Here is a 20,879-nt window from a genome sequence, read left to right as displayed (position 1 = left end):
CAAAATGAGCGGTTAACCAAAGTTCGAACTTTGCTTAACCCGTTTTGGTCGCCATTTAGGGAAGCGATATCACTATGTTCAAAGGTTTAAAGCGTGCGTTTTCATTATTGCTACTGTCATTCAGCCCATCATTGTTTGCTCAAGAGACGCTTCATTTGTATGCCGCTTCATCGATGACCAACGCCGTCAACGAATTGATTAAGCACTATCAGGCGAGCCATACCACAAGGGTCGTGCCGGTCTTTGGTGGATCTTCTTCTTTGGCCCGACAAATTGAGCGCGGTGCGCCTGCGGATCTGTTTTTGGCAGCGAGCGATGACTGGGCACGGTATCTGATCGATAAGCAAGATATCGGTCCTGAGCATGTAACTTTAATTGCAGGTAACCGTGTGGTGTTGATCCAGCCTGCTACGGCTTCCTCTGCACCATTTGATGTCGCTGACTCGCAGCAATGGTTACAGCGATTAGCCAAAAGTCGTTTGGCGGTTGGTAATACGGAGGCCGTACCTATTGGTATTTATGCTCAGCAGGTACTGGACGCACTGGATGTTTGGGATGACGTTCGACCTCATTTGGCTCCGACCAATAATGCCCGTTCAGCACTGGCTCTCGTGGAGCGTGGTGAGGTCGCATTAGGTATGGTTTATCAAACGGATGCTCAATCGACGGATAAAGTCACGACCTTAACCGTGTTCGATGACAGCTTACACGATACGATTCATTATCCTTTGCTAAGACTGAGTGATAAATCCAGTAATCAAACTTTTATTGATTACGTCACGTCACCGGTTGGAAAATCGATATTGGCTCGTTATGGTTTTACGACAGACATGGAGCATGAACAGTTTGCTCAGTGATTATGAATGGCTTGCTCTGCAACTCAGTCTGAAAGTCGCTACTTATACCATTATTTGGTTGTTACCGATTGGTATTATCCTTGCTTGGGTATTGGCGAGAAAAACTTTCATTGGTAAAGGTCTCCTCGACAGTCTTATTCACCTCCCGTTGGTACTACCCCCGATTGTGGTTGGCTATCTATTGTTAATTACTATGGGCAAACAAGGCGTCATTGGTCGCTGGTTAGAGACATGGCTCGGTGTGTCTTTTAGCTTTAGCTGGCGTGGAGCTGTACTCGCTTGTTTTGTGATTTCTTTACCTTTAATGGTCAGAGCGATTCGTTTGAGTATTGAAATGGTTGATCCTCGGCTTGAGCAAGCCGCGCGCACATTAGGGGCGTCGCCGCTGAAAGTTTTTTTTACTATCACCTTACCGCTGACTTTACCTGGGATTATTACCGGCACTATGCTCTCTTTTGCGCGCAGTCTCGGTGAGTTTGGTGCGACGATCAGTTTTGTCTCGAACATTCCGGGAGAAACACAAACCCTACCGTTAGCGATGTTCAATTTTCTTGAGACTCCTGGCTCAGAAATGGAAGCGGCGCGTTTGTGTATTATTTCGATTGTGATTGCCTTGGTGTCGCTGTTTTTTTCTGAATGGTTGAATCGGCGTATGCGTCGTCGGTTGGGGATGAAGTAATGACTGACATCCATCTAAAAGTGAAAAAGCAGCTTGGTTGTATGCAGGTTGATGTCGATTTGCACTTACCCAGCCGTGGTGTCAGTGCCATCTTTGGGCGTTCAGGTGCTGGAAAAACGACGTTAATTAACTTGTTTAGTGGGTTAGAACAACCCGATTCCGGTTATATAAAAACAGCGAATCGAGTGTTATTTGATTCTGAGCAAGGGATTAATATTCCTATTGAGCGGCGTCGAATTGGCTATGTTTTTCAAGAGGCGAGACTTTTTCCTCATTATCGGGTGCGTGGTAACCTGACTTATGGTGTATCGGTGGCTGACGATGACTATTTTACGTCGATAGTGAGTTTGTTAGGTTTAAATGCGTTATTGGAACGTTATCCGCATGATTTATCGGGGGGTGAAAAACAGCGAGTCGCGATGGGGCGGGCTTTATTATCCAAACCAGATTTATTGTTGATGGATGAGCCTCTGGCTTCGTTAGATTTACCTCGCAAGAGAGAAGTCATGCCTTTTTTAGAGCGCCTTGGTCAGCAGATCAACATTCCCATCTTGTATGTGACTCACAGCATGAGTGAGATTTTGCGTTTAGCAGATCACCTAGTGTTATTAGATCAAGGACGAGAACTGATATCGGGACCGATTGAGCAGGTATGGTCCTCCTCGTTGATGCGTCCATGGCAATCGTTTAGTGAACAAAGTACTTTGTTATTGGGCAAGGTTACTCATCATCGTCTCGATTATGGGCTGAGCTATGTCTCTTTGAGTCAGGATGTTGGTTTATGGGTACAGCAAATTGAAGATGCGATAGAGGGGCAGAGAGTTCGTTTGCAAATCCGTGCTACTGATGTGTCAGTGACGCGACAGTTTCCTCAAGCGACCTCAATTCGCAATATTTTACCAGTCAGAATCAGACGTATCGAGCATCTCCAGCAAGGAGAAGGACGCAAAAGTGTTGCTTTGCAATTAACGATCGGCGATGACTGTTGGCTATGGTCAACCATCACCGAATGGGCGTTACAAGAGCTAGGTTTACACGTTGGTATGCAGGTTTATGCCCAGATTAAAGGGGTGAGTGTTACCCAGCGAGATATTGTGGTAACTCATCCCTAGGTGACGCTGAGTTCAAGCTGCGTTAGGAAAGGGAAGGGTAACCTTCCCTTTATGAATGGATCAGCGCGCAAGTTTATGGTGGGCTCTTGAAAAATGCCCTGCGCTGAAAGCCCCAGCAATCGATAGCTCTCCTGCTAAACATAAACCTGCCACCACTTCGGCTAAGGCTCGTGCGTTACCGCTTCCCGTTAGCCCAAGTAGTGCTAAGCACGCTTTTTGGCTAGGCAGTGAGGTGCCACCACCGACGGTGCCGACCATCAAGTTCGGTAACGTAACACAAGCGTACAATCCGCCTTGTGAGTTGAGTTCCATCCGCGTTATTCCCACGGCAGATTCCGCCACACAAGCCGGGTCTTGACCACAAGCAATAGAGAAAGCGGTGAGAGCATTTGCATAATGTGCATTGATGCCAACGCTACCGCTCAGTACTCCTCCAATCGTAGTCATTTCGGCAAATTTCACCATCGTTTCAGGAGTGGTATGCAGGTATTTTTTGATCAGTTCCGCGGAGAGATGCACTTCCGCGGTGACTTTTTTACCGCGTACATGACGTAAAACATGGCTATTGGCTTTTTTATCACCCGATAAATTGCCATCCAAAAAAGCATGTCGCGGCTTAATAGGAGAATGATGGACGATAAATTCAAAGACAGCGTTAGTGGCGATGGTCACCATATTTTGCCCGCAGGCATCGCCGGTTAGGTAATCAAACACCAGATAAACGTGGTTACCTTCCATGGTGACGTTAATATCATGCAGTTGACCGTGGGCGGTCGTTGCTTGAGCAAGCTGTTTAAAATGCTCATACTGTGTGGTTACCCAAGCGATAAATTGCCCGGCTTGCGCAAGATGATCAAAAGCAAAGACTGGAGTACGCGTAACGCCTTCATTTAATAGCATCACGCTGGTTCCGCCAGCGGCGGTGATCAATTTACATCCTCGATGATAAGAAGCGACCAAGGCTGCTTCAGTCGTCGCTAAAGGGATCAAAAAGTCGTCGTTAGCATGCAGTCCATTGACTCGTAGCGGACCGGCCATGCCAACAGGGACTTTTACGGTGCCGATAAAATATTCAATATTTTTACTGTAATGAGTGAGATCACGCTGAGTCTGGTCGTCCCATAATTGTGCCTGTGCTTCAGGTTGGTTAAGGGCTTGCCAACGTTTTTCTACATGGTGTGGGGTCATTTTTGAGCTTGCGATCAGCGTCTTGCTCGCTGGCTCAAAATGCGGTGCTAAGGCATCTTGTAATGAATCAGCAGATGAAAGCGCGGAGAAAGCGTGACTTTCTCCGCACGATGGCAGAGTAAATTTGGGCATAGAGATCACAATTAAAATTTTTCGAGCATTGTACTGAGCGAATCAGCAAACTCAATAACTAGTCATCGGTGCTGACAATTTATGGTAGTCAATGGCATCAGTTGATGATGACTGATTATCGCTGAGCGAGGGATTATACACGAACATCCAGTAAGCTACCGATCATCTCTTGTTCACGTTGAATGACGCTTGCTCCAACACGATTGTATTGTTGAGCTTGGTTGAGATTCATTAATGCGTTAACCGTATCAGGCTTTTTGCTTGGGGGAGTGGGTTTCTCTTCAAGAGAATTACGCTGCAAAGCAGGGTCTTGCGATGCGCGAGAAGTGTGGATTTGAGCCTGTTGAATTTCATGCGCCGCTTCGCCAGCCATTTTTGATGACTGCTGAAGAATAGGATAACCAGAAGAGACGGCAGAGACAGACATAATACTTCCTCGCTGTTTTTTTAAGCATACTCTGGTCCGTCTTGGAGTGCAACTTTATCCCATCGCGGGTGAGTCGTGGTTGCTATTCACTATCAATGCACTCGGACGGCAAATTTACTCGCCAGAGAATGCAGTTCTGGAAACATTCGATAAATAAGATATAGCTGCTGTAGCACCATACGTGCAGAGCTATCATCCTCTTCTCGCCATTCAGAAAGCCGTTTCTCCAAGCCAATATTGTCGATATCGCTGGTATCACATTGTTCACAATGGGTAAATAATTGCTGATACAACACTTCAAGATGTTGATGAATAACTCGATGGGCATCGAGCACTAATTGATGGATGCTTTCATCATCGATTCGAGTGCGGTGTGCGCCGAGCGCTGAAATATAACTCAGTAATGCATGATTGAGGGTTAAAAAACGAAAGCTTTCATCGGTTGCCGATCGATACTTTCCCGGTTCTGCGAGCATATTACTGACCGCGGCAGCAAGCGCAGCATCGTGATTATGGGCATCACGCCGTGCAATCCGATAACTCAGACTGTCCTTTTTACCGATACGATATTGACCAATGATTTGCGCTAAATATTGTTTATTGGCTTGGACGGCTTCGGCCATGACCTTATGTAGACGTTTTGACTGCCAGTCTGGAAAAATAAACACCACCGCGGCAACAGCAAGAGCACAGCCAATCAGGGTGTCAGCTAAACGTGGTAGTACCACTGCGTAACCGGCACCGAGCTGGTTGAAACAAAACAGCACTAATAAGGTAATAAATCCGGTCGCGTAACCGTAGTTATTGAGACGAAAAGCGAAAAACATCACGCCGGAAATCACAATAAATGCTAACTGGCTCTCTTGTGAGGGAAAAAGTGTTAGGAGAGGAACGCCAATCAATAACCCCGCGAGGGTGCCAATAATACGGGAAACCAGCTTTTGCCGGGTTGCCGCGTAGTTAGGCTGACAAACAAACAAGGTGGTTAATAAGATCCAGTATCCACGGTCTAAATCCAATCCTTGTAAAATCCCATAGCCAGCGGTGAGAGCGATAGACATACGAACGGCATGACGAAACAGTAATGAGTCGCGATGAAAGTTGGCTTGAATTCGTTGCCACATGGCCTTTATAGAGTGTGCTTCCGTATCATGTAAGACATCATCTTCGGTCTTTTGCACATCGGGATTACTGACGTTACTGAGCTGTTTTTCAACCGTAGCAAGATTGTTAAACAAATAGCTGAGCTGAGCTAATAATTGCTTCCACTCTAACTGTTGTTGCTCTTGTAAGTATGTCAAAGAGAGCTGTAATTCGTCTAAAGCGATGATCGAATCGCTACGGTGCTGATAGCGTTGGCCGAGCTGAATAGAGAGAGCGATATCGTGGCAGGCTTGCGCTTGAGCTTGCAACAGATGCTTAAAACGAAACAGTACATCACTACGTGCAAAAGACTCTGCGAGCTCTTGGTAGCGATAATGGGTCGAACTGGCTCTCTCGTGGATATCTTGCGCCACAAAGTACAGACCAAGGAAACGGTCACTGGCACCATCCACATGCCCTCGTTTTGAGCGGGCAAGCAAGGTCGCTTTGCATTGGTTCAGCGCGTTAACGGTTGCTCCATTTAAATTGGCTTCATTAATTCGATGTGGCTGGGGGGCTAAATTGGAGACAGGATAAAATAACTCGGCTTTAGCCTCAAAATAGTGGCCGAGTTGAACAAATACGTTGGCTAAACTTTGTTGGACAGGTTGCATTGGCCAAAATGCGTGCCACAGCATTGACAGAAGGTAATACCATGCGCTGCCCGTCAGTAATAGTAACGGTTGGAACCAAAGGTTCGTACTTTGGTCGGCACCGAGCATGGCGTAAATGGCGATCAATAAAGAGCCGAAGGCAATACTGGCGTAACGAGTACCGATGGCACCCAGCATGATAAAAGTGAAGGTTGAAATAAAGAGTCCAATCGCAAATAGCCACGGTGTATCAAATAAAATTTCGATAGAGAAGGCGGCTATCGCAAAACAAATAAAGGTCAGGACGATCGATTTTAAGCGGCCAGTAAATTTATCGTCTTGCTCTGCTAAGGCGGCGGCAATGACCCCAAGGATCAGGGGGGTTATCCAAGTGTTAACTTGATAGTGCCAAGCGGGAATGACAACACCTAAGAGCGTGATCAGGATCAGTAGGCAGTAATTAATGGTTTTGTTTGCCCAATAAAGGCGAAGTAAATGAAGTCGCTGCACAGTGAGATTCGATGTCAAACCTTAAAACACACAGTTTAGCAGAACTTTACGCTAACATTCTGATCAAGAATAATAAAAGTATCATTCTGTCTTAGTGAGTTGTTGATTATTGACATTAATTTTTCATTGCTATTGATGATTGAGTTATGATGTAGGTCGATAAAATCGAGAGGAATCGCCGAAAATGCAGCTAAGTGCAACCCAAACTGCACAATTTTTTATTGCTAATGAATATCACCATGTTGGCTTAGAAAATCAGCGTTTGGTGCTTTCTTCGCTGCACAGTGAAGAGCGGATTCCTTTTACCGTCTGGAACGGACAAGTGAAGGTGCGACGCGGGATTTTGTGGGCGGAGTTACGATTTTTTGCTCATCCAGAGCAAGATACGCAACGCGTTTGGGTTGTACAAGGTTTGCCTTGGCCACAAGCTCGACAGTTTGCGCATCATATTGTCAACGTCTATCAACAATGGCTTGAGCAGCAATGTCAGCAATTGAGATTACATTTACCTCAATGGCAGCAAAAACTGCACCATTTACAACATTTACCGGCTTTTTTACCGCATTCACCGCTAGAGGAATGGATCAATCACGTTTTTGCTGATCTAACCGCGATGAACATGAGTTTAGAAGAAGCCATCAAACATTTACCTCATGTCATGGAACCATTAGTACCTTGGTTACTGACTCCCGATCAAGCCTTACAAGCCCGCAATCAAGCTTGGTTAGACATTGAGCGTCAAAATTGGACGGTTCTTTTTTCACAACTTGAATCCTCTCCGCTTAATGTATCTCAGCAGCAAGCGGTGTTGATCAATGATGATCATAACTTGGTGCTTGCTGGTGCGGGTTCAGGTAAAACCAGTGTGCTCACGGCTCGAGTGGCTTATTTGTTACAGAGCCACTTAGCGCAAGCGGATGAACTATTGTTGGTGGCTTTTGGCAAAGACGCCGCGAATGAAATGGATCAGCGTTTAAAAAGTAAGATTGGTCTTGCCGCCGATAAGATTCGTGTTAACACCTTTCATCAACTAGGGTTGTCGATCATTAACCAAGTGGAAAATCAATCCGTCGTGATTTCGCCGTTAGCATTGGATGATAAGCTGAAAAAAGCATGGTGTACGGACTGGTTAAAGCGCCACTGGATGACACCTACCAACTTTAAGCGTTGGCAGAAACATTTGGCGCAGTGGCCGATTGCTTATCTAGTCGGTGATGATGAGCTAGGCAGCCACGTTGAAAACCCTAAATTGATCGCATGGTTGGAAAAGCAACTCGATCAACTCGCCCAATTGGGCACGACGAAAAAAGCGATTCAGCAATACATCATTGATCATGTTGATTATCCTCGCTTGAACAGTGAGCTTGCTTTATGTTGGCCTTGCTACCAAGCATGGCAGCAAATGCTGAAAGATGAGCAGCAGATCGATTTTAATATCATGATCAGCCAAGCAACGGATTATGTACGCAAAGGCAAATTTTCTGTGCCTTGGAAATTCATCATGATTGATGAATACCAAGATATTTCACCTGCTCGTTTGGCGTTGATACAAGCGTTGTGTGAACAGGGGCCTAATCATCCTAATTTATTTGCGGTCGGGGATGATTGGCAGTCGATTTATCAATTTGCGGGGTCGGATGTTCACTTAACCACGGAATTTGCAGCGCGTTTTCCGCAATCGACCATTCATCATCTTGATACGACTTATCGTTTTAACGATCAAATCGGTTTGGTTGCCAATCAGTTTGTGCAGAAAAATCCTCATCAGTTACCCAAGACGCTAAATAGTTTTAAGTCGCAGAAGCAGCGAGCGGTTGTCCTGTGTGCCAGTAATCAAATTGAAAAAATACTCGATAAACTTAATCGTCAGGCTAAAGTGCCGAAACAGGTGTTGTTATTAGGTCGTAACCATTATCATCAACCAGAGCATCTGGCAGAATGGCAACGGCGATATGCCTCACTGCAAATTGAGTTTATGACCTGTCATGCGAGTAAAGGCAAAGAGGCCGATTTTGTTATTATCTTAGCGGTTAATGAAGGGCAGTTTCCCGCGCGAGTGAAAGCCCGTCATTTAGATAGCGCCTTGACCCAATCTAAAGTGGATTTTCCATTTGCAGAAGAGCGCCGTCTATTTTATGTCGCCATGACCCGAGCCAAAGAGAAAGTCTGGATAACTTACAGCGGTAATGGCTCTTGTTTTATCCAAGAGTTGCTCACCGAGGGATATCCAGTCAGTAAATCGATATGAATAAAGGAATAGTATGTATAAGGCTTTGATTTTAGTAGATGTGCAAAATGATTTTGCGTCCGATGGTGCTTTGCCTGTCCCTGAAGGGCAGAGTGTCGTCCCAGTGATTAACTTATTAATGCCTCATTTTGATCATGTGATTGCCACTAAAGATTGGCATCCTGCAGGGCATGCGAGCTTTGCTTCTACTCAAGGTAAAACACCCGGAGAAGTTATCATGCTCTCTGGCATTGAACAGATATTATGGCCGGATCATTGTGTACAAAATACCGCCGGATCGGAGTTTATCGCAGGCCTTAATCTCGATGCTATCGAACATATTATCTACAAAGGGACTCATCTTGATATCGATAGCTACAGTGGTTTTTTTGATAACCAACGTCGCCATGCAACAGGATTAGCCGAGTATTTACAGCAACATGCGATCAGCGATGTGTACATTGCCGGACTGGCTACAGATTACTGCGTGAAATTTACTGCGTTGGATGCTGTGTCATTAGGATTTAAAACTTGGGTCATTAAAGATGCTTGTCGAGGCGTTAATCTATCACAAGGTGATATTGATAACGCTTGGCAAGCGATGGAAGAGGCCGGTTGCAGAGTGATTTTATCGCAGCAGGCGATGGTCTGAGTCGGTATTGAGGCGTGATAACACGCCTCTTCTCTTACGGCCATCATTCATCGATCACACGACAGTATTTAAAGATCCATCGTCGCTTATCGATATGGAGTGAAGTGCATTACGTTCTATCAGCAAGATAGGCCTGATAATCAGGGATTTCAATCTCGACTTCTTGCTCCATGAGTATGGAATTAAAAAGAAATTTTGCTGTGGCGCGGTTAGTGGCTACAGGAATATTCCACACACTCGCAATGCGCAATAAAGCTTTAACGTCTGGATCATGCGGTACAGAGTTAAGCGGATCCCAAAAGAAAATCAAGGCATCAATTTTCCCCTCGGCAATTTTAGCGCCTAATTGCTGATCGCCGCCCATTGGCCCGCTAATCATGCTGGTAATCGCTAATCCGGTTTCTTTATTGAGCATATGCCCAGTCGTGCCCGTTGCGTACAGTTCATGTTTTTCAAGCTTAGACTGGTTTTCAACCACCCAACGTAGTAGCTCACCTTTGTAGTTATCATGAGCGACTAAAGCGACGTGCTTTTTCGCCGCCATGATCCGCGTTGTTTTTTTCATTATGCTTCTTTCCTAATCGGTAGAGGGTCAGAGTTAAATAACCAAAACTATACGCTTATTCAATGACTTTACGATAAAAACTCGAACTGACGCTTACTATGTGTACTCTTTAACCGGTTTTATTCAGCTTTGATCTCAACTCCTCCAGCAATACGGCCGTAGGCCGATGATGGAGGAGGAAAGCGTTAGTCGAAAATCAGTACAATATAGATAAAGAACAAAAATAAGTGAGTGACTCCATTAAGGATATTTGTTTTTCCATGTCTGAAGCTAATACTTGCGACCATTAAACTTGCGATCAACAGAATCATTTGTGCGGGCTCTAAACCTAATATAATCGGTTCCCCAATCATATTAGAGATAACAATGACCGCTGGTACGGTAAGTGATATCGTTGCCAATATCGATCCAAAGAATAAATTCATGGCTCTTTGTAACTGATTATTCAAAGAAGCTTTGATCGCCCCCACACCTTCAGGAGCGAGTACTAACAATGCCACGACTAGCCCACCTAATGCAGCCGGTGCTCCTAAGTGTCCAATACTTGCATCAATAGGTATAGCAATACTCTTGGCAAGAAAAATAACCACAATCAAATAGCCAAATAATAATAAAAAGTGATAAGTATTGCTGCCTAGAATACTATGATGTTCATCGGTATGATCGTTATCTTCATCGATAAAGAAGTAACTATGGCTTTTTGTTTGAACATACAAAAATATGCCATAAAGAATAATAGAGATAACCACCAAAGCCGAAGCAAGGATGAAGGACATTTCACCAAACTCATTCTTACTGGTAAAATTGGGTAGTATTAAACATAAAATAGTTAAGGGAACAATAGCCACTAAATAAGAATTAATGCCTTGAATATTATATTTTTGTATATGATATTTATGGCCCCCAATCAGTAATGCTATACCGACTAAGCCGTTTAGTATCGACATGATGACAGCAAACATGGTGTCTCTAGCTAATACGGGGTTCGAGTCTCCAGTAAGCATCACCGATGAAATCATGATCACTTCTAAGGAAATCACTGATAGCGTTAATATCAAAGTGCCTAACGGGTCGCCAAGATTAATTGCTAATGCATCAGAGTGTTTTACAACACCAAAGATAGACAACATAACAATAATAAATAGAAAACCAGCGGCAGACCAATACAAAACGCTACTGCTAGAACCTAATAAAAGATCATTACCGATCGTTTTGAAAAACAGGACGGTCAATAATCCTATAAATAATACCCATTCATTACGGATGAATTTCATTGTACACTCCTCATGTAGGGTTATAAGTTGAGATGATATTATTGATAACAGGTATATGAGGTGCAGACCAAGCAGTAAAACTACTCATAATAAAAATGAGTATTAATAAAGAAAGAATAAGTTTATGTTTAAGTTTCATCGTATATAGCTCGTTATTAGTTAAAAATATTTAAGTGGTTAGAAAGATAAACCATTATCTTACTGATAGTTAGTTGATTAGGTATAGAAATACATACCGTCTATCAAAGAAGATCAGTTTTTAGCAATATGGTATTTATGAAAGACTAAACCAGTCTTAAATTAGTAATGACGAGAATGGGTAAACTTGTATTGTAAGTTGTTATTGTTACAGCCATAAATACAGGTTGATGAACGGTGTGTATAATAAGACCAATCAATATTGTGGTTGAACAATGGGCGATAGCCAATCGATAGAATAGCAATAGGCAATAAGACAATTTCAGCGAGTAAGTAGTAGATAGGGATCAGCCCCAATGAGGCGTATTCATCTTCGCTATTTAATCGGTAATGGTTTAAATGGGGGATAGCGTGATGAGGTTGCACGGCTTCTTTATTGTCGTTGACGTTACTCGACGTCTGAGTTGCGGCGCTTGTATCATCTTGAACAACAGTAGGATGAGCGTTACTCAATGAAAGTGTCGGATGATTTTGTGAGTACACTGTCGCCTGAGCAAAAAACAAGCTCATCAACAATACTAATATCAGTATGTTAAGGCGATGAATGGTCACGATGGTCTACTATTCAGATGAAAAGCTGTGCAAATAGTAGAAGAGATTCAATTTACCGTCAATAAAAAATGATGGCGGTCACAAATTTAAAAATCTTATTATTTAGGCTTAAAAATAAGGTGGGGAAAGAGCAGCACCGCAGTGCTGCTCAAATTGATTAAATAAAGGCTTGCGTAAGAATATCGCGCGATTGCTCAAGGGTGATCGCTTGATGTTCACCCAAAGCCACCATTCCATGCGCTTCCAGTTGTTCAATCACCTTATCGACAGCTTGCTCTGCGGTCATATCGGGCGCAGAGAATTGAGTATCGACATTCAACTGATGATAAAACGCTTCAATCGCATCAATAGTCCGTAAGGCTAAATCTTCACTCGGCGCTAAGTTAAATACGCGTTGCCCCATTTGTTCCAGCTTAGCTTTCTTAGCCGCTAATTGGTTGCGCAATAGTGCTGGTTGGACAATGGCCAGTGAGCGAGCATGATCAACCTGCCATAATGCAGTCAGTTCATGGCCAATCATGTGTGTCGCCCAATCTTGGGGAACACCACTGCCAATTAATCCATTCAGTGCTTGGTTTGCCGTCCACATCAAATTCGCACGCCAAGCGTCGTTATCTCTTTGCGCAAAATCTTTGCCTAACACCAAGAGATTTTTCAATAGGGCTTCAGCGTAGCCATCTTGGACCATCGCTTGGGTTGGATAGGTGAGATACTGTTCGCAAATATGCACCCAAGCATCGACTAAACCATTAACGAGTTGACGCTCCGGTAGTGTTTTCATGACGTCGGGGTCCATCACGGCAAATTTAGGTTGCACGTATGGTGATAAGAAAGAGAGTTTATCTTGAGTTGCTGCTTTGGTGATCACCGCACCAGAGTTTGATTCAGAGCCAGTGGCTGGCAAGGTGAGAATCGCACCAATTGGTGTTGCATCGGTGACATGATGTTTACCTAACATGATATCCCAACCATCGCCTGAGTATTTAGCGGCGGCTGCGACGTATTTTGAACCGTCAATCACTGAACCCCCACCAACGGCAAGAATAAAATCAATCGCTTGCTGTTTAACGATAGCAACGGCTTTATCAAGGGTTTCTTTGGTTGGGTTTGGCTCGACACCGGAAAATTCCAGCCAAGTATGTTCTTGCAGGGCATCGACCACTTGCTGATAAACGCCATTGTGTTTAATTGAGCCACCACCGTAGATGACCAGAACCTTATGCTGACGTGGAATCGCTTGGGTAATTGCCGCGATCTGCTGCTGACCGAAATAAATCTGAGTCGGATTGACATAGGTAAATTGCATTACTCGTACCTCTTATTAGGAATATGACCACCGTTTGGCCTTTATTAAAGACACAGTATTCGCTGCTATGGGCTTCGTTTTTGGCGGAGTCAAGAGTTGGGTTGATACATTGCAAGATGCATAATAGTAGAATAATTGTGGTAGCAATAGAGTGATTCCTGTAAATTTATTGCCTATTTCTACAATAAACGATGGTGTGAACAGAATGGTCAATCAAACGGAAGAAAAGCCAGATCTGGCGCAATTGATGCAAAACTATGTTGATAAATATGCGCTACATCACCTTGAGGGCTGCACTGATACTGCGATCCCTGGAGTGTGGTTTTATCGCAGCAGTCAAGGTAACTCGCGTCAGCCGTTTATCTATCAGTCTGGGATTGTCATTTTGGGTCAAGGGCAGAAACGCATTCATTTAGGCGCTAACGCCGTTGATTACGGACCGAATGATTATCTGGTGGTCGGTGTGCCGATGCCACTTGAATGTGAAGCGGTAGCTAAACAGAATCAACCATTATTAGGGTTAACCATTGATATTGATCATTCACTATTGCTCAAGCAGGTTGCCGCCTTAGAGGAAAACGGTTTTAAACCGCCAGTTGATGCGAATAATCCTTGTGGCCTGAAATCGGTACAGATGAATCATACCATGCTTAATAGCTGTAAAAGGCTGATGAATGCTTTAATTGATGGATTAGAGGCTGAGTTATTAGGCGGATCTTTGCTTGAAGAGATGGCTTTTCGAGCTCTGACTAGCTTAGAGGGACACGTGCTGTTTGAACTGGCTCATCACGAAGGACACTATGCCCGAATCGCGAAAGCGCTGAGTAAAGTGCATCGTGATTATGCTACATCTTTAACAGTTAATACGTTAGCCGAAGAAGCGAACATGAGTGTCTCGGCTTTTCATCAAGCCTTTCGTGGCGTCACCATGGAATCACCCTTGCAGTATCTTAAAAAAGTCCGTTTAAATAAAGCCAAAGAGTTAATTCAAATCGAGGGTAAGCGGGTTAATGATGCTGCGCGACTGGTTGGCTATAGCAGTCCTTCACAATTTAGCCGAGAGTATAAACGCCATTTTAATCACACTCCTCGAGGTGCTCTAGCGAAAGTTTAATCATCGCCATTGTGAGCTTATTGTTTATCGATTTGCTACGCAGTATTGAATCGTCGTCATTGCCTATCATGCACCAACCTTGAAAGATAGCCTTTCTTCAATAAGTTAGCTCTTGATGCAAAATAAGTATGTAAACCTTGCTGGCTTTAAGCGGTCATTTGCGAGTGATTCTTAACTTTGACACTTTATTAGGTGCTAAATAAGTGGACTGTTCTACAGTTATTTCACGAAAGATTTAAAGCATGCAGAGTAAGGACTGTTTGCTTTAATATTTGGAAACAATAACTTAAGGAAAAAGACATGCACTTAAAGCAAGTAAAAGTACCCAAAGGGGTATTTACACTCAGCACACTTTCTGTCTCCTGTTTACTGGCGTTAAACAGCTATGCCGCCGTGAACTGTGATGGATTGGAAGATTGGCAGTCTGGTGCGGTATACACTAGTGGTGCTCAAGTTCAACATGATCATGTGGCCTATCAAGCGAAATATTGGACACAAAATAATAACCCAGCCCAATTCTCCGGTGATTATGCGCCGTGGCAATTACTTGGTAGCTGTGATAATGGCAACGCTGGTGAAGATGGTGATACGGGTAGCGATGATAATCAGCCGCCAACGGTTGAAATAACGCTGTCAACTAACACGGCTGAGTTGGGTGATACAGTAAGAGTTTCTGCGGACGCCGACGATAGCGATGGTCAAGTGGCTAAGGTAGAATTTTTTATCTCCGGCCAACGCGTTGCAACGGTATCACAAGCGCCATATATTTTTGATTACGAAGTCATCCGTTCTGGAAATTTAGCCATCCAAGCTAAAGTGACGGATGATAAAGGTGCGCTATCCAGCTCTTCGATATTAACATTAACCGTCGCCCATTCGCCTATTGCCAATACGTGTCGTCCTGACGGTTTGTATCAAACTGAAGGCGTTAATGTTCCTTATTGTACTGTCTACGACGAGCAAGGACGTGAAATCATGGCAGGTGGTCAACCAAGACGTGTGATTGGTTATTTCACCAGTTGGCGAGCGGGGGATGATCCTCAAACCTCCTATTTAGTGAAAGATATTCCTTGGCAAAACCTGACCCACATTAATTACGCGTTTGTCGGTATTGGCTCTGATGGCAAGGTCAACATCGGTAATGTTGATGACCCCAACAACCCTGCGGTTGGAAAAGAATGGGATGGGGTTGATATTGATCCGACACTGGGCTTTAAAGGTCACTTTGGCGCGTTAGCAACCTATAAAGAACGTTATGATGTCAAAACCTTGATCTCGATTGGCGGATGGGCGGAAACGGGTGGTCATTTTGCCGATAATGGTGAGCGAATCGCCGATGGTGGTTTCTACACTATGACGACCAATGCTGATGGTTCTATTAATCATCAGGCGATTTCTACTTTTGTTGATTCCGCAATAGAGATGATGCGTCAATACCGTTTTGATGGTTTAGACATTGATTATGAATACCCAACCTCGATGTCCGGTGCCGGCAATCCCGATGATAAAGCCTTCGCTGAATCACGTCGTCCTTATCTCATGCGCTCTTACCATGAATTAATGCGGGTGCTGCGTGAGCGATTAGACATCGCTAGTGAGCAAGATGGTATTCACTATATGTTGACTATCGCCGCCCCTTCATCGGCCTACTTACTACGTGGTATGGAAACCATGGAAGTGGCGAAGTATCTCGATTATGTCAACATCATGACTTATGACTTACATGGTGCTTGGAATGATCATGTTGGACATAATGCGGCTCTTTACGACACGGGTAAAGACTCTGAACTTGCTCAATGGGGCGTTTATACGACAGCACAATATGGTGGCATCGGCTATCTGAACACCGATTGGGCTTTCCATTATTTCCGTGGTTCAATGCCAGCGGGACGGATTAATATTGGTGTGCCTTACTATACGCGAGGATGGCAAGGGGTGACGGGAGGTGAAAATGGCCTTTGGGGACGAGCACCTTTACCGAATCAAAATGAGTGTCCAGCGGGTACTGGAGAAGGAGAAAAGAATAACTGTGGCTACGGCGCTCTCGGCTTGGATAACATGTGGCATGATTTGGATGCCAATGGTAATGAAATGGGCGCAGGTTCTAACCCAATGTGGCATGCCAAAAACCTCGAAAAAGGCATTTGGGGATCCTATTTGGCCGCTTATGGATTGCATCCTGAAAGTACACCGTGGGTAGGCCAATACCAGCGTCATTTTGATAGTGTTGCGATTGCCCCTTGGTTATGGAACTCGGAAAAACGAGTCTTCCTTTCTACCGAAGATAAACAATCGATTGATATTAAAGCGGACTACGTTATTGATAAAGAAATCGGCGGTATTATGTTCTGGGAATTAGCCGGAGACTATAACTGCTACGTACTCGATGCCAATGGTCAGCGTGGACAAATTGATTGGACAGAGCAAGCTTGTGCTAGCGGTAATGGTGAGTACCACATGGGTAATACCATGACCAAAGCCATGTATGAAAAGTTCAAATCCGCTTCCCCTTATGGTAATCGATTGGCAACTGGCGCAATCCCTGACCAAGTGGTGGATATTCGAGTCACCATCGATGGTTTTAAAGTCGGCGATCAAAACTATCCGATTAACCCTCGTTTGACCTTTACTAACCATACTGGGGTTGACCTTCCTGGAGGAACGCAGTTCCAGTTTGATATCCCTGTTTCTACACCGGATAACGCGAAAGATCAATCTGGTGCTGGCTTAGCCGTTATTGCTTCAGGCCATACGCGAAGTAATAATATTGGAGGGTTCGATGGGACGATGCATCGTGTCGCCTTCTCATTACCAGCATGGAAAGCATTACCGGCGGGAGAGAGCTATGAACTGGATATGGTGTATTACTTACCGATTTCTGGGCCAGCGAACTACAGCGTTAACATTAATGGCAGAGAGTACGCTTTTAAAGCTGAGCAACCAGACTTACCGTTGGCCGATCTTTCTGATGGTAATGGCGGTGGTAATGGTGAAGATCCGGGCAATGGTGGTGGCACCCCTGGAGACGTTGTGCAATGGCAACCCGGTGTTAGCCAAGTCGCTAATGGCACGACAGTGACGTATAACGGAAAGTGTTTTATTGCTAAAAATAACCCAGGACCTTGGGAATCACCGACTCAAACTAATTGGTTTTGGGATGAAGTGGCTTGCCCATAAGGATTAGCATGACTCCTTAACGGTAACAAGACCGCCGATACATGGCGGTCTTTTCTATGCTTAACGATTCACAGTCGAGGCTTTAAAACTGGTAACTTTCCGGCACGACAACGATGCCTTTTTCCGATAGCGTAAAGCGTTGTAAATCAGCAGCGCGATCGACACCAATTTTGGTATAAGGCGGAATTTTGACGTGTTTATCGATAATACATCCGACTAACTGGCAGCCTTCGCCGACTTCCACATCATCAAAGAGAATACTATCGACAATCGTTGCCCCATCATTGATTCTGACGCTGGATGAGACAATAGAGTGTTGTACCGAACCGCCGGAATTGATGACACCATTGGCAATGATCGAGTTAATAAAAATACCTTCATTACCCGTGGCTGACGAGACGGTACGCGCAGGAGGCAGTTGAGGCTCATAAGTGCGGATCGCCCAGTTTTTCTGATAAAGATTCATTGGCGGGACAGGCTCAAGCAGATCCATATTGGCTTCATAAAACGAATCAATGGTGCCGACATCTCGCCAGTAACAGTCTTTGGCAACTCGCCCTTTTTCATTAGCAAATTGATAAGCAAACACGCGACCCGATGGAATCAGTTTGGGGATAATATCTTTACCAAAATCGTGGCTTGAGTGCTCAAGATCTGCGTCTTCAAACAGTGCTTGTCTTAGTGTTTCCATAGTAAAAATATAGATGCCCATTGATGCCAAACTGCGATCGGGATTATTGGGCAGAGCAGGTGGGTCGTTTGGTTTTTCTACAAAAGAACAAATTCGTTGCGCTTCATCAATCGCCATAACACCAAATGCTGAGGCATCTTGGCGAGCCACTTCCATGCAGGCAATCGTCAATTCTGCTTGATTTTCAATATGTTCTTCCAGCATCGCGGCGTAGTCCATACGATAAATATGATCACCAGAGAGCACGACAACATACCTTGCATCACTGCGCGATAACAACCACATATTATGGAACAGTGCATCGGCCGTGCCTTCGTACCATTTGCCACCTTTACGCATCTGAGGAGGGACGACGGTAATAAATTCCCCCAATTCTGGATTAAAAATCGACCAACCATCGCGTAAATGTTTTTGTAAGGAGTGGGATTTATATTGCGTGAGTACCAAAATACGCCGTAGACCCGAATGTAAGCAATTGGTGAGAGTAAAATCAATAATGCGATATTTACCGCCAAACGGAACGGCGGGTTTTGCTCTGTCATCGGTCAGGGGAGATAAGCGTGAACCCATTCCTCCAGCTAAAACGACGGTTAAGGTATCTTGCATCTTTTGTCTCCCTATTATTGTGCAATCGACGATTGTATACAGAATAGTACAAATATTGGGCCAAAATAGTGAAATGCTAGTCATATTCTCTTGGCCGCTTGACGTGACGGCATTCTTGTTCACATCAAGTAACGTTACTATGCATTCTCTATCGTTGGCTCTATTCAGGCTAGGCTATAGTTGTGCAACGATCATGCAAATGGCTCGTAGACAAAAAACAGTCACTAATTGGTTGATTACCGTCCCCGTCGTATGGCTTTCGAGCCGGTTCACAGAGTAAAAAACGTCATTATTAACGCCCCAGCACGACAAGAAGTCGGTTCATGCTGCTTGTTTTTGCACCAGTATCGTGCATGTGCACTAAATGGGTGAGAGGCTGAGTGATCATATACTTAGTTTGCCATTTCTTGACTGAGTAATATGGAAACTTGATTGCGCCCCGTGGCTTTCGATTCATACAGGGCTTTATCTGCTCGTTGATAAGTCTCTTGCTCCGACCCCATGATGTCACTGATCCCAGCGCTAATCGAAACATTTTGGGCGTGAAGTTGATACACTTTGATCCGTAATCGCTCAATCACCGCTTGCGCTTCCTCGATAGGGGTATGGGGTAAAATTATCGCAAATTCCTCGCCACCAATACGTGCTAAAAAATCCGATTCACGCAGACCATCACGTAGCGTTTCAGCGACAGATTGAATAACATAATCGCCATGACTATGGCCAAACTGATCATTAATTCGTTTAAAGTGATCAATATCTAAAATGGCGAGACAAGAGTGCTCGTGCTCTGGATAACGTTTAACACGATGACATTCAAGGCGAATTTGTTGGTCAAATTTACGACGATTCCAAATCCCCGTTAAAGCATCTTTCTCACTTTGTTCACGCAGTTTATTTTCTAACGCTTTGTGTTGAGTGATATCGACAAATGAAGCAACGTAGTATTGAATGACCTCTTGATCATCCAAAATGGTTTGAATTCGGAGGATTTCTGTTAGCTGTGAACCATCTTTGCGCTTATTGATCACTTCACCTTCCCAAAAGCCGTCTTCTTGTAGCGATTTCCACATATCAACATAAAATTGTTGGTTGTGTTTGCCTGAGGCAAATATCGACGGCTGCTTGCCTTGCACTTCTTCTAAACGGTAGCCACTTAAACGGGTAAACTCTTGATTGACTCTAATGATCCGGTTTTGTCTGTCAGTAATCACAATCGCAGACATACCGTTCATCGCCGCTAAAGCTAATTTACTTTCAAGGCTATTTTTCTGGTGAGTGATATTCCAAACCACACCGCTTCCAGCCACCAGACTAAGCAGCAAGAAGACACTGATGGCTTGCACAAGTAGATCGTGACGTTTCGCGGTGCGTTGTTGCTCGACGGTTTGTGGATCATGGCTATTAAAAATCAATAAGCTTGTCTCTGTTATCTCCGTCTCTGGCAGTGATAGTTGCATAAAATGATAGTGACGGCCTTGATAAAGCAATAAGCCCTGAGCTTGCTGTTGAATCGATTGCCAGAGGGCTGGCGATTGTTGCGGTAAATCGGCAATAGGATCATTGGCGTCGTGTGTGGATGCCGATGATAAATGAAGAACGGCGTCGCCATGATGATTTAAAACCGTAAATTGCGAGGTATCGACCGCGATGGTTGATTCTGCGTTAGGGAGTTGTGCAGTGTGATGATCGAGTTTTGCAAGCTCGTGAGCGAAATAGAGAAAAGGTACACACCCGAGTATGCACAATACAATCAAAAATTGAGTGAGATATTTAGCCTGTGACGATGACATGATTAACTTATAATGATTATTAAGCCATGATTATAGACCTTTAAAGCGAGAGATTACTTCCAATATGTTGAGTTCGTGCGCTC

The 20,879-nt window shown here is 44.3% G+C and carries 15 protein-coding genes and 1 pseudogene; 7 read left to right on the top strand and 9 right to left on the bottom strand.

What is annotated here, in order from left to right; genetic code table 11:
• The first annotated feature begins 74 nt into the window (after positions 1 to 74).
• The 3 genes from modA to modC are packed head-to-tail and all read left to right on the top strand — an operon-like array spanning position 75 to position 2,648.
• Positions 75 to 857 (top strand): molybdate ABC transporter substrate-binding protein, encoded by a 783-nt coding sequence (gene modA / locus VIB_RS13015; protein WP_004396674.1) that lies wholly within the window; start codon positions 75 to 77, stop codon positions 855 to 857.
• A complete protein-coding gene (gene modB / locus VIB_RS13010) occupies positions 838 to 1,536 on the top strand; it encodes a molybdate ABC transporter permease subunit (RefSeq protein ID WP_050782752.1) in 699 nt (232 codons plus the stop codon). Before modA ends, modB begins: the two co-directional genes overlap by 20 nt.
• Positions 1,536 to 2,648 carry a molybdenum ABC transporter ATP-binding protein ModC gene (modC, locus tag VIB_RS13005; protein WP_004396672.1) on the top strand — a complete coding sequence of 371 codons (1,113 nt, stop codon included), beginning with the start codon at positions 1,536 to 1,538 and terminating at the stop codon, positions 2,646 to 2,648. The genes modB and modC overlap by 1 nt, the downstream gene beginning before the upstream one ends.
• A gap of 60 nt (positions 2,649 to 2,708) precedes the next feature.
• Here the strand turns inward: modC and VIB_RS13000 are convergent, their stop codons facing one another.
• The 3 genes from VIB_RS13000 to yccS form a co-directional block, all read right to left on the bottom strand.
• Positions 2,709 to 3,968 (bottom strand): hydroxymethylglutaryl-CoA reductase, encoded by a 1,260-nt coding sequence (locus tag VIB_RS13000; protein ID WP_004396671.1) that lies wholly within the window; start codon positions 3,966 to 3,968, stop codon positions 2,709 to 2,711.
• 133 nt (positions 3,969 to 4,101) lie between these two features.
• Positions 4,102 to 4,395 carry a hypothetical protein gene (locus tag VIB_RS12995; protein WP_004396670.1) on the bottom strand — a complete coding sequence of 98 codons (294 nt, stop codon included), beginning with the start codon at positions 4,393 to 4,395 and terminating at the stop codon, positions 4,102 to 4,104.
• A 92-nt stretch (positions 4,396 to 4,487) separates the two neighbouring features.
• Complete coding sequence (gene yccS / locus VIB_RS12990; RefSeq protein ID WP_004396669.1) at positions 4,488 to 6,641, bottom strand: YccS family putative transporter; 2,154 nt, start codon at positions 6,639 to 6,641, stop codon at positions 4,488 to 4,490.
• Between the two features lie 184 nt (positions 6,642 to 6,825).
• Here yccS and helD point away from each other — a divergent pair, with 184 nt between their 5' ends.
• The gene (helD, locus tag VIB_RS12985; RefSeq protein WP_004396668.1) at positions 6,826 to 8,889 is read left to right on the top strand and encodes a DNA helicase IV; all 2,064 of its coding nucleotides are present in this window, start codon (positions 6,826 to 6,828) and stop codon (positions 8,887 to 8,889) included.
• A 13-nt stretch (positions 8,890 to 8,902) separates the two neighbouring features.
• On the top strand, positions 8,903 to 9,520 hold the full coding sequence (gene pncA, locus VIB_RS12980) for a bifunctional nicotinamidase/pyrazinamidase (RefSeq protein ID WP_004396667.1): 618 nt from the start codon (positions 8,903 to 8,905) through the stop codon (positions 9,518 to 9,520).
• Positions 9,521 to 9,629: 109 nt separating this feature from the next.
• On the opposite strand, the gene VIB_RS12975 is transcribed toward pncA, so the two are convergent.
• The 4 genes from VIB_RS12975 to VIB_RS12960 all read right to left on the bottom strand — a co-directional run bounded on the left by VIB_RS12975 (position 9,630) and on the right by VIB_RS12960 (position 13,415).
• Positions 9,630 to 10,085, bottom strand: a complete 456-nt coding sequence (locus VIB_RS12975; RefSeq protein ID WP_004396666.1) for a methylglyoxal synthase — start codon at positions 10,083 to 10,085, stop codon at positions 9,630 to 9,632.
• Positions 10,086 to 10,270: 185 nt separating this feature from the next.
• Positions 10,271 to 11,359: a calcium:cation antiporter gene (locus VIB_RS12970; RefSeq protein ID WP_004396665.1), complete on the bottom strand. Its 1,089-nt coding sequence runs from the start codon at positions 11,357 to 11,359 to the stop codon at positions 10,271 to 10,273.
• Positions 11,360 to 11,659: 300 nt separating this feature from the next.
• A complete protein-coding gene (locus VIB_RS12965) occupies positions 11,660 to 12,067 on the bottom strand; it encodes a hypothetical protein (protein ID WP_040905101.1) in 408 nt (135 codons plus the stop codon).
• Positions 12,068 to 12,266: 199 nt separating this feature from the next.
• Positions 12,267 to 13,415: an iron-containing alcohol dehydrogenase gene (locus VIB_RS12960; RefSeq protein ID WP_004396664.1), complete on the bottom strand. Its 1,149-nt coding sequence runs from the start codon at positions 13,413 to 13,415 to the stop codon at positions 12,267 to 12,269.
• A gap of 205 nt (positions 13,416 to 13,620) precedes the next feature.
• On the opposite strand from VIB_RS12960, the gene VIB_RS12955 reads away from it, so the two are divergent.
• Positions 13,621 to 14,529: an AraC family transcriptional regulator gene (locus VIB_RS12955; RefSeq protein WP_004396663.1), complete on the top strand. Its 909-nt coding sequence runs from the start codon at positions 13,621 to 13,623 to the stop codon at positions 14,527 to 14,529.
• Between the two features lie 396 nt (positions 14,530 to 14,925).
• Positions 14,926 to 17,706: pseudogene (locus VIB_RS12950) on the top strand (chitinase C-terminal domain-containing protein); the annotation flags it as partial.
• Positions 17,707 to 17,788: 82 nt separating this feature from the next.
• On the opposite strand, the gene glgC reads toward VIB_RS12950, so the two are convergent.
• Entirely contained in the window at positions 17,789 to 19,003 is a 1,215-nt protein-coding gene (glgC, locus tag VIB_RS12945; protein WP_004396661.1) for a glucose-1-phosphate adenylyltransferase, read from the bottom strand.
• Between the two features lie 392 nt (positions 19,004 to 19,395).
• Positions 19,396 to 20,796: a sensor domain-containing diguanylate cyclase gene (locus VIB_RS12940; RefSeq protein WP_004396660.1), complete on the bottom strand. Its 1,401-nt coding sequence runs from the start codon at positions 20,794 to 20,796 to the stop codon at positions 19,396 to 19,398.
• Positions 20,797 to 20,879: the final 83 nt, after the last annotated feature.

Source organism: Vibrio metschnikovii CIP 69.14 (genome assembly GCF_000176155.1).
Taxonomy (GTDB): Bacteria; Pseudomonadota; Gammaproteobacteria; order Enterobacterales; family Vibrionaceae; genus Vibrio; species Vibrio metschnikovii.
This window is presented reverse-complemented; position numbering and strand designations above follow the sequence as displayed.

Coding starts and splice junctions, on each gene's coding strand:
- modA (WP_004396674.1), top strand. CDS start 75: ATGTTCAAAGGTTTAAAGCGTGCGTTTTCATTATTGCTACTGTCATTC.
- modB (WP_050782752.1), top strand. CDS start 838: ATGAACAGTTTGCTCAGTGATTATGAATGGCTTGCTCTGCAACTCAGT.
- modC (WP_004396672.1), top strand. CDS start 1,536: ATGACTGACATCCATCTAAAAGTGAAAAAGCAGCTTGGTTGTATGCAG.
- VIB_RS13000 (WP_004396671.1), bottom strand. CDS start 3,968: ATGCCCAAATTTACTCTGCCATCGTGCGGAGAAAGTCACGCTTTCTCC.
- VIB_RS12995 (WP_004396670.1), bottom strand. CDS start 4,395: ATGTCTGTCTCTGCCGTCTCTTCTGGTTATCCTATTCTTCAGCAGTCA.
- helD (WP_004396668.1), top strand. CDS start 6,826: ATGCAGCTAAGTGCAACCCAAACTGCACAATTTTTTATTGCTAATGAA.
- pncA (WP_004396667.1), top strand. CDS start 8,903: ATGTATAAGGCTTTGATTTTAGTAGATGTGCAAAATGATTTTGCGTCC.
- VIB_RS12975 (WP_004396666.1), bottom strand. CDS start 10,085: ATGAAAAAAACAACGCGGATCATGGCGGCGAAAAAGCACGTCGCTTTA.
- VIB_RS12970 (WP_004396665.1), bottom strand. CDS start 11,359: ATGAAATTCATCCGTAATGAATGGGTATTATTTATAGGATTATTGACC.
- VIB_RS12965 (WP_040905101.1), bottom strand. CDS start 12,067: ATGAGCTTGTTTTTTGCTCAGGCGACAGTGTACTCACAAAATCATCCG.
- VIB_RS12960 (WP_004396664.1), bottom strand. CDS start 13,415: ATGCAATTTACCTATGTCAATCCGACTCAGATTTATTTCGGTCAGCAG.
- VIB_RS12955 (WP_004396663.1), top strand. CDS start 13,621: ATGGTCAATCAAACGGAAGAAAAGCCAGATCTGGCGCAATTGATGCAA.
- glgC (WP_004396661.1), bottom strand. CDS start 19,003: ATGCAAGATACCTTAACCGTCGTTTTAGCTGGAGGAATGGGTTCACGC.
- VIB_RS12940 (WP_004396660.1), bottom strand. CDS start 20,796: ATGTCATCGTCACAGGCTAAATATCTCACTCAATTTTTGATTGTATTG.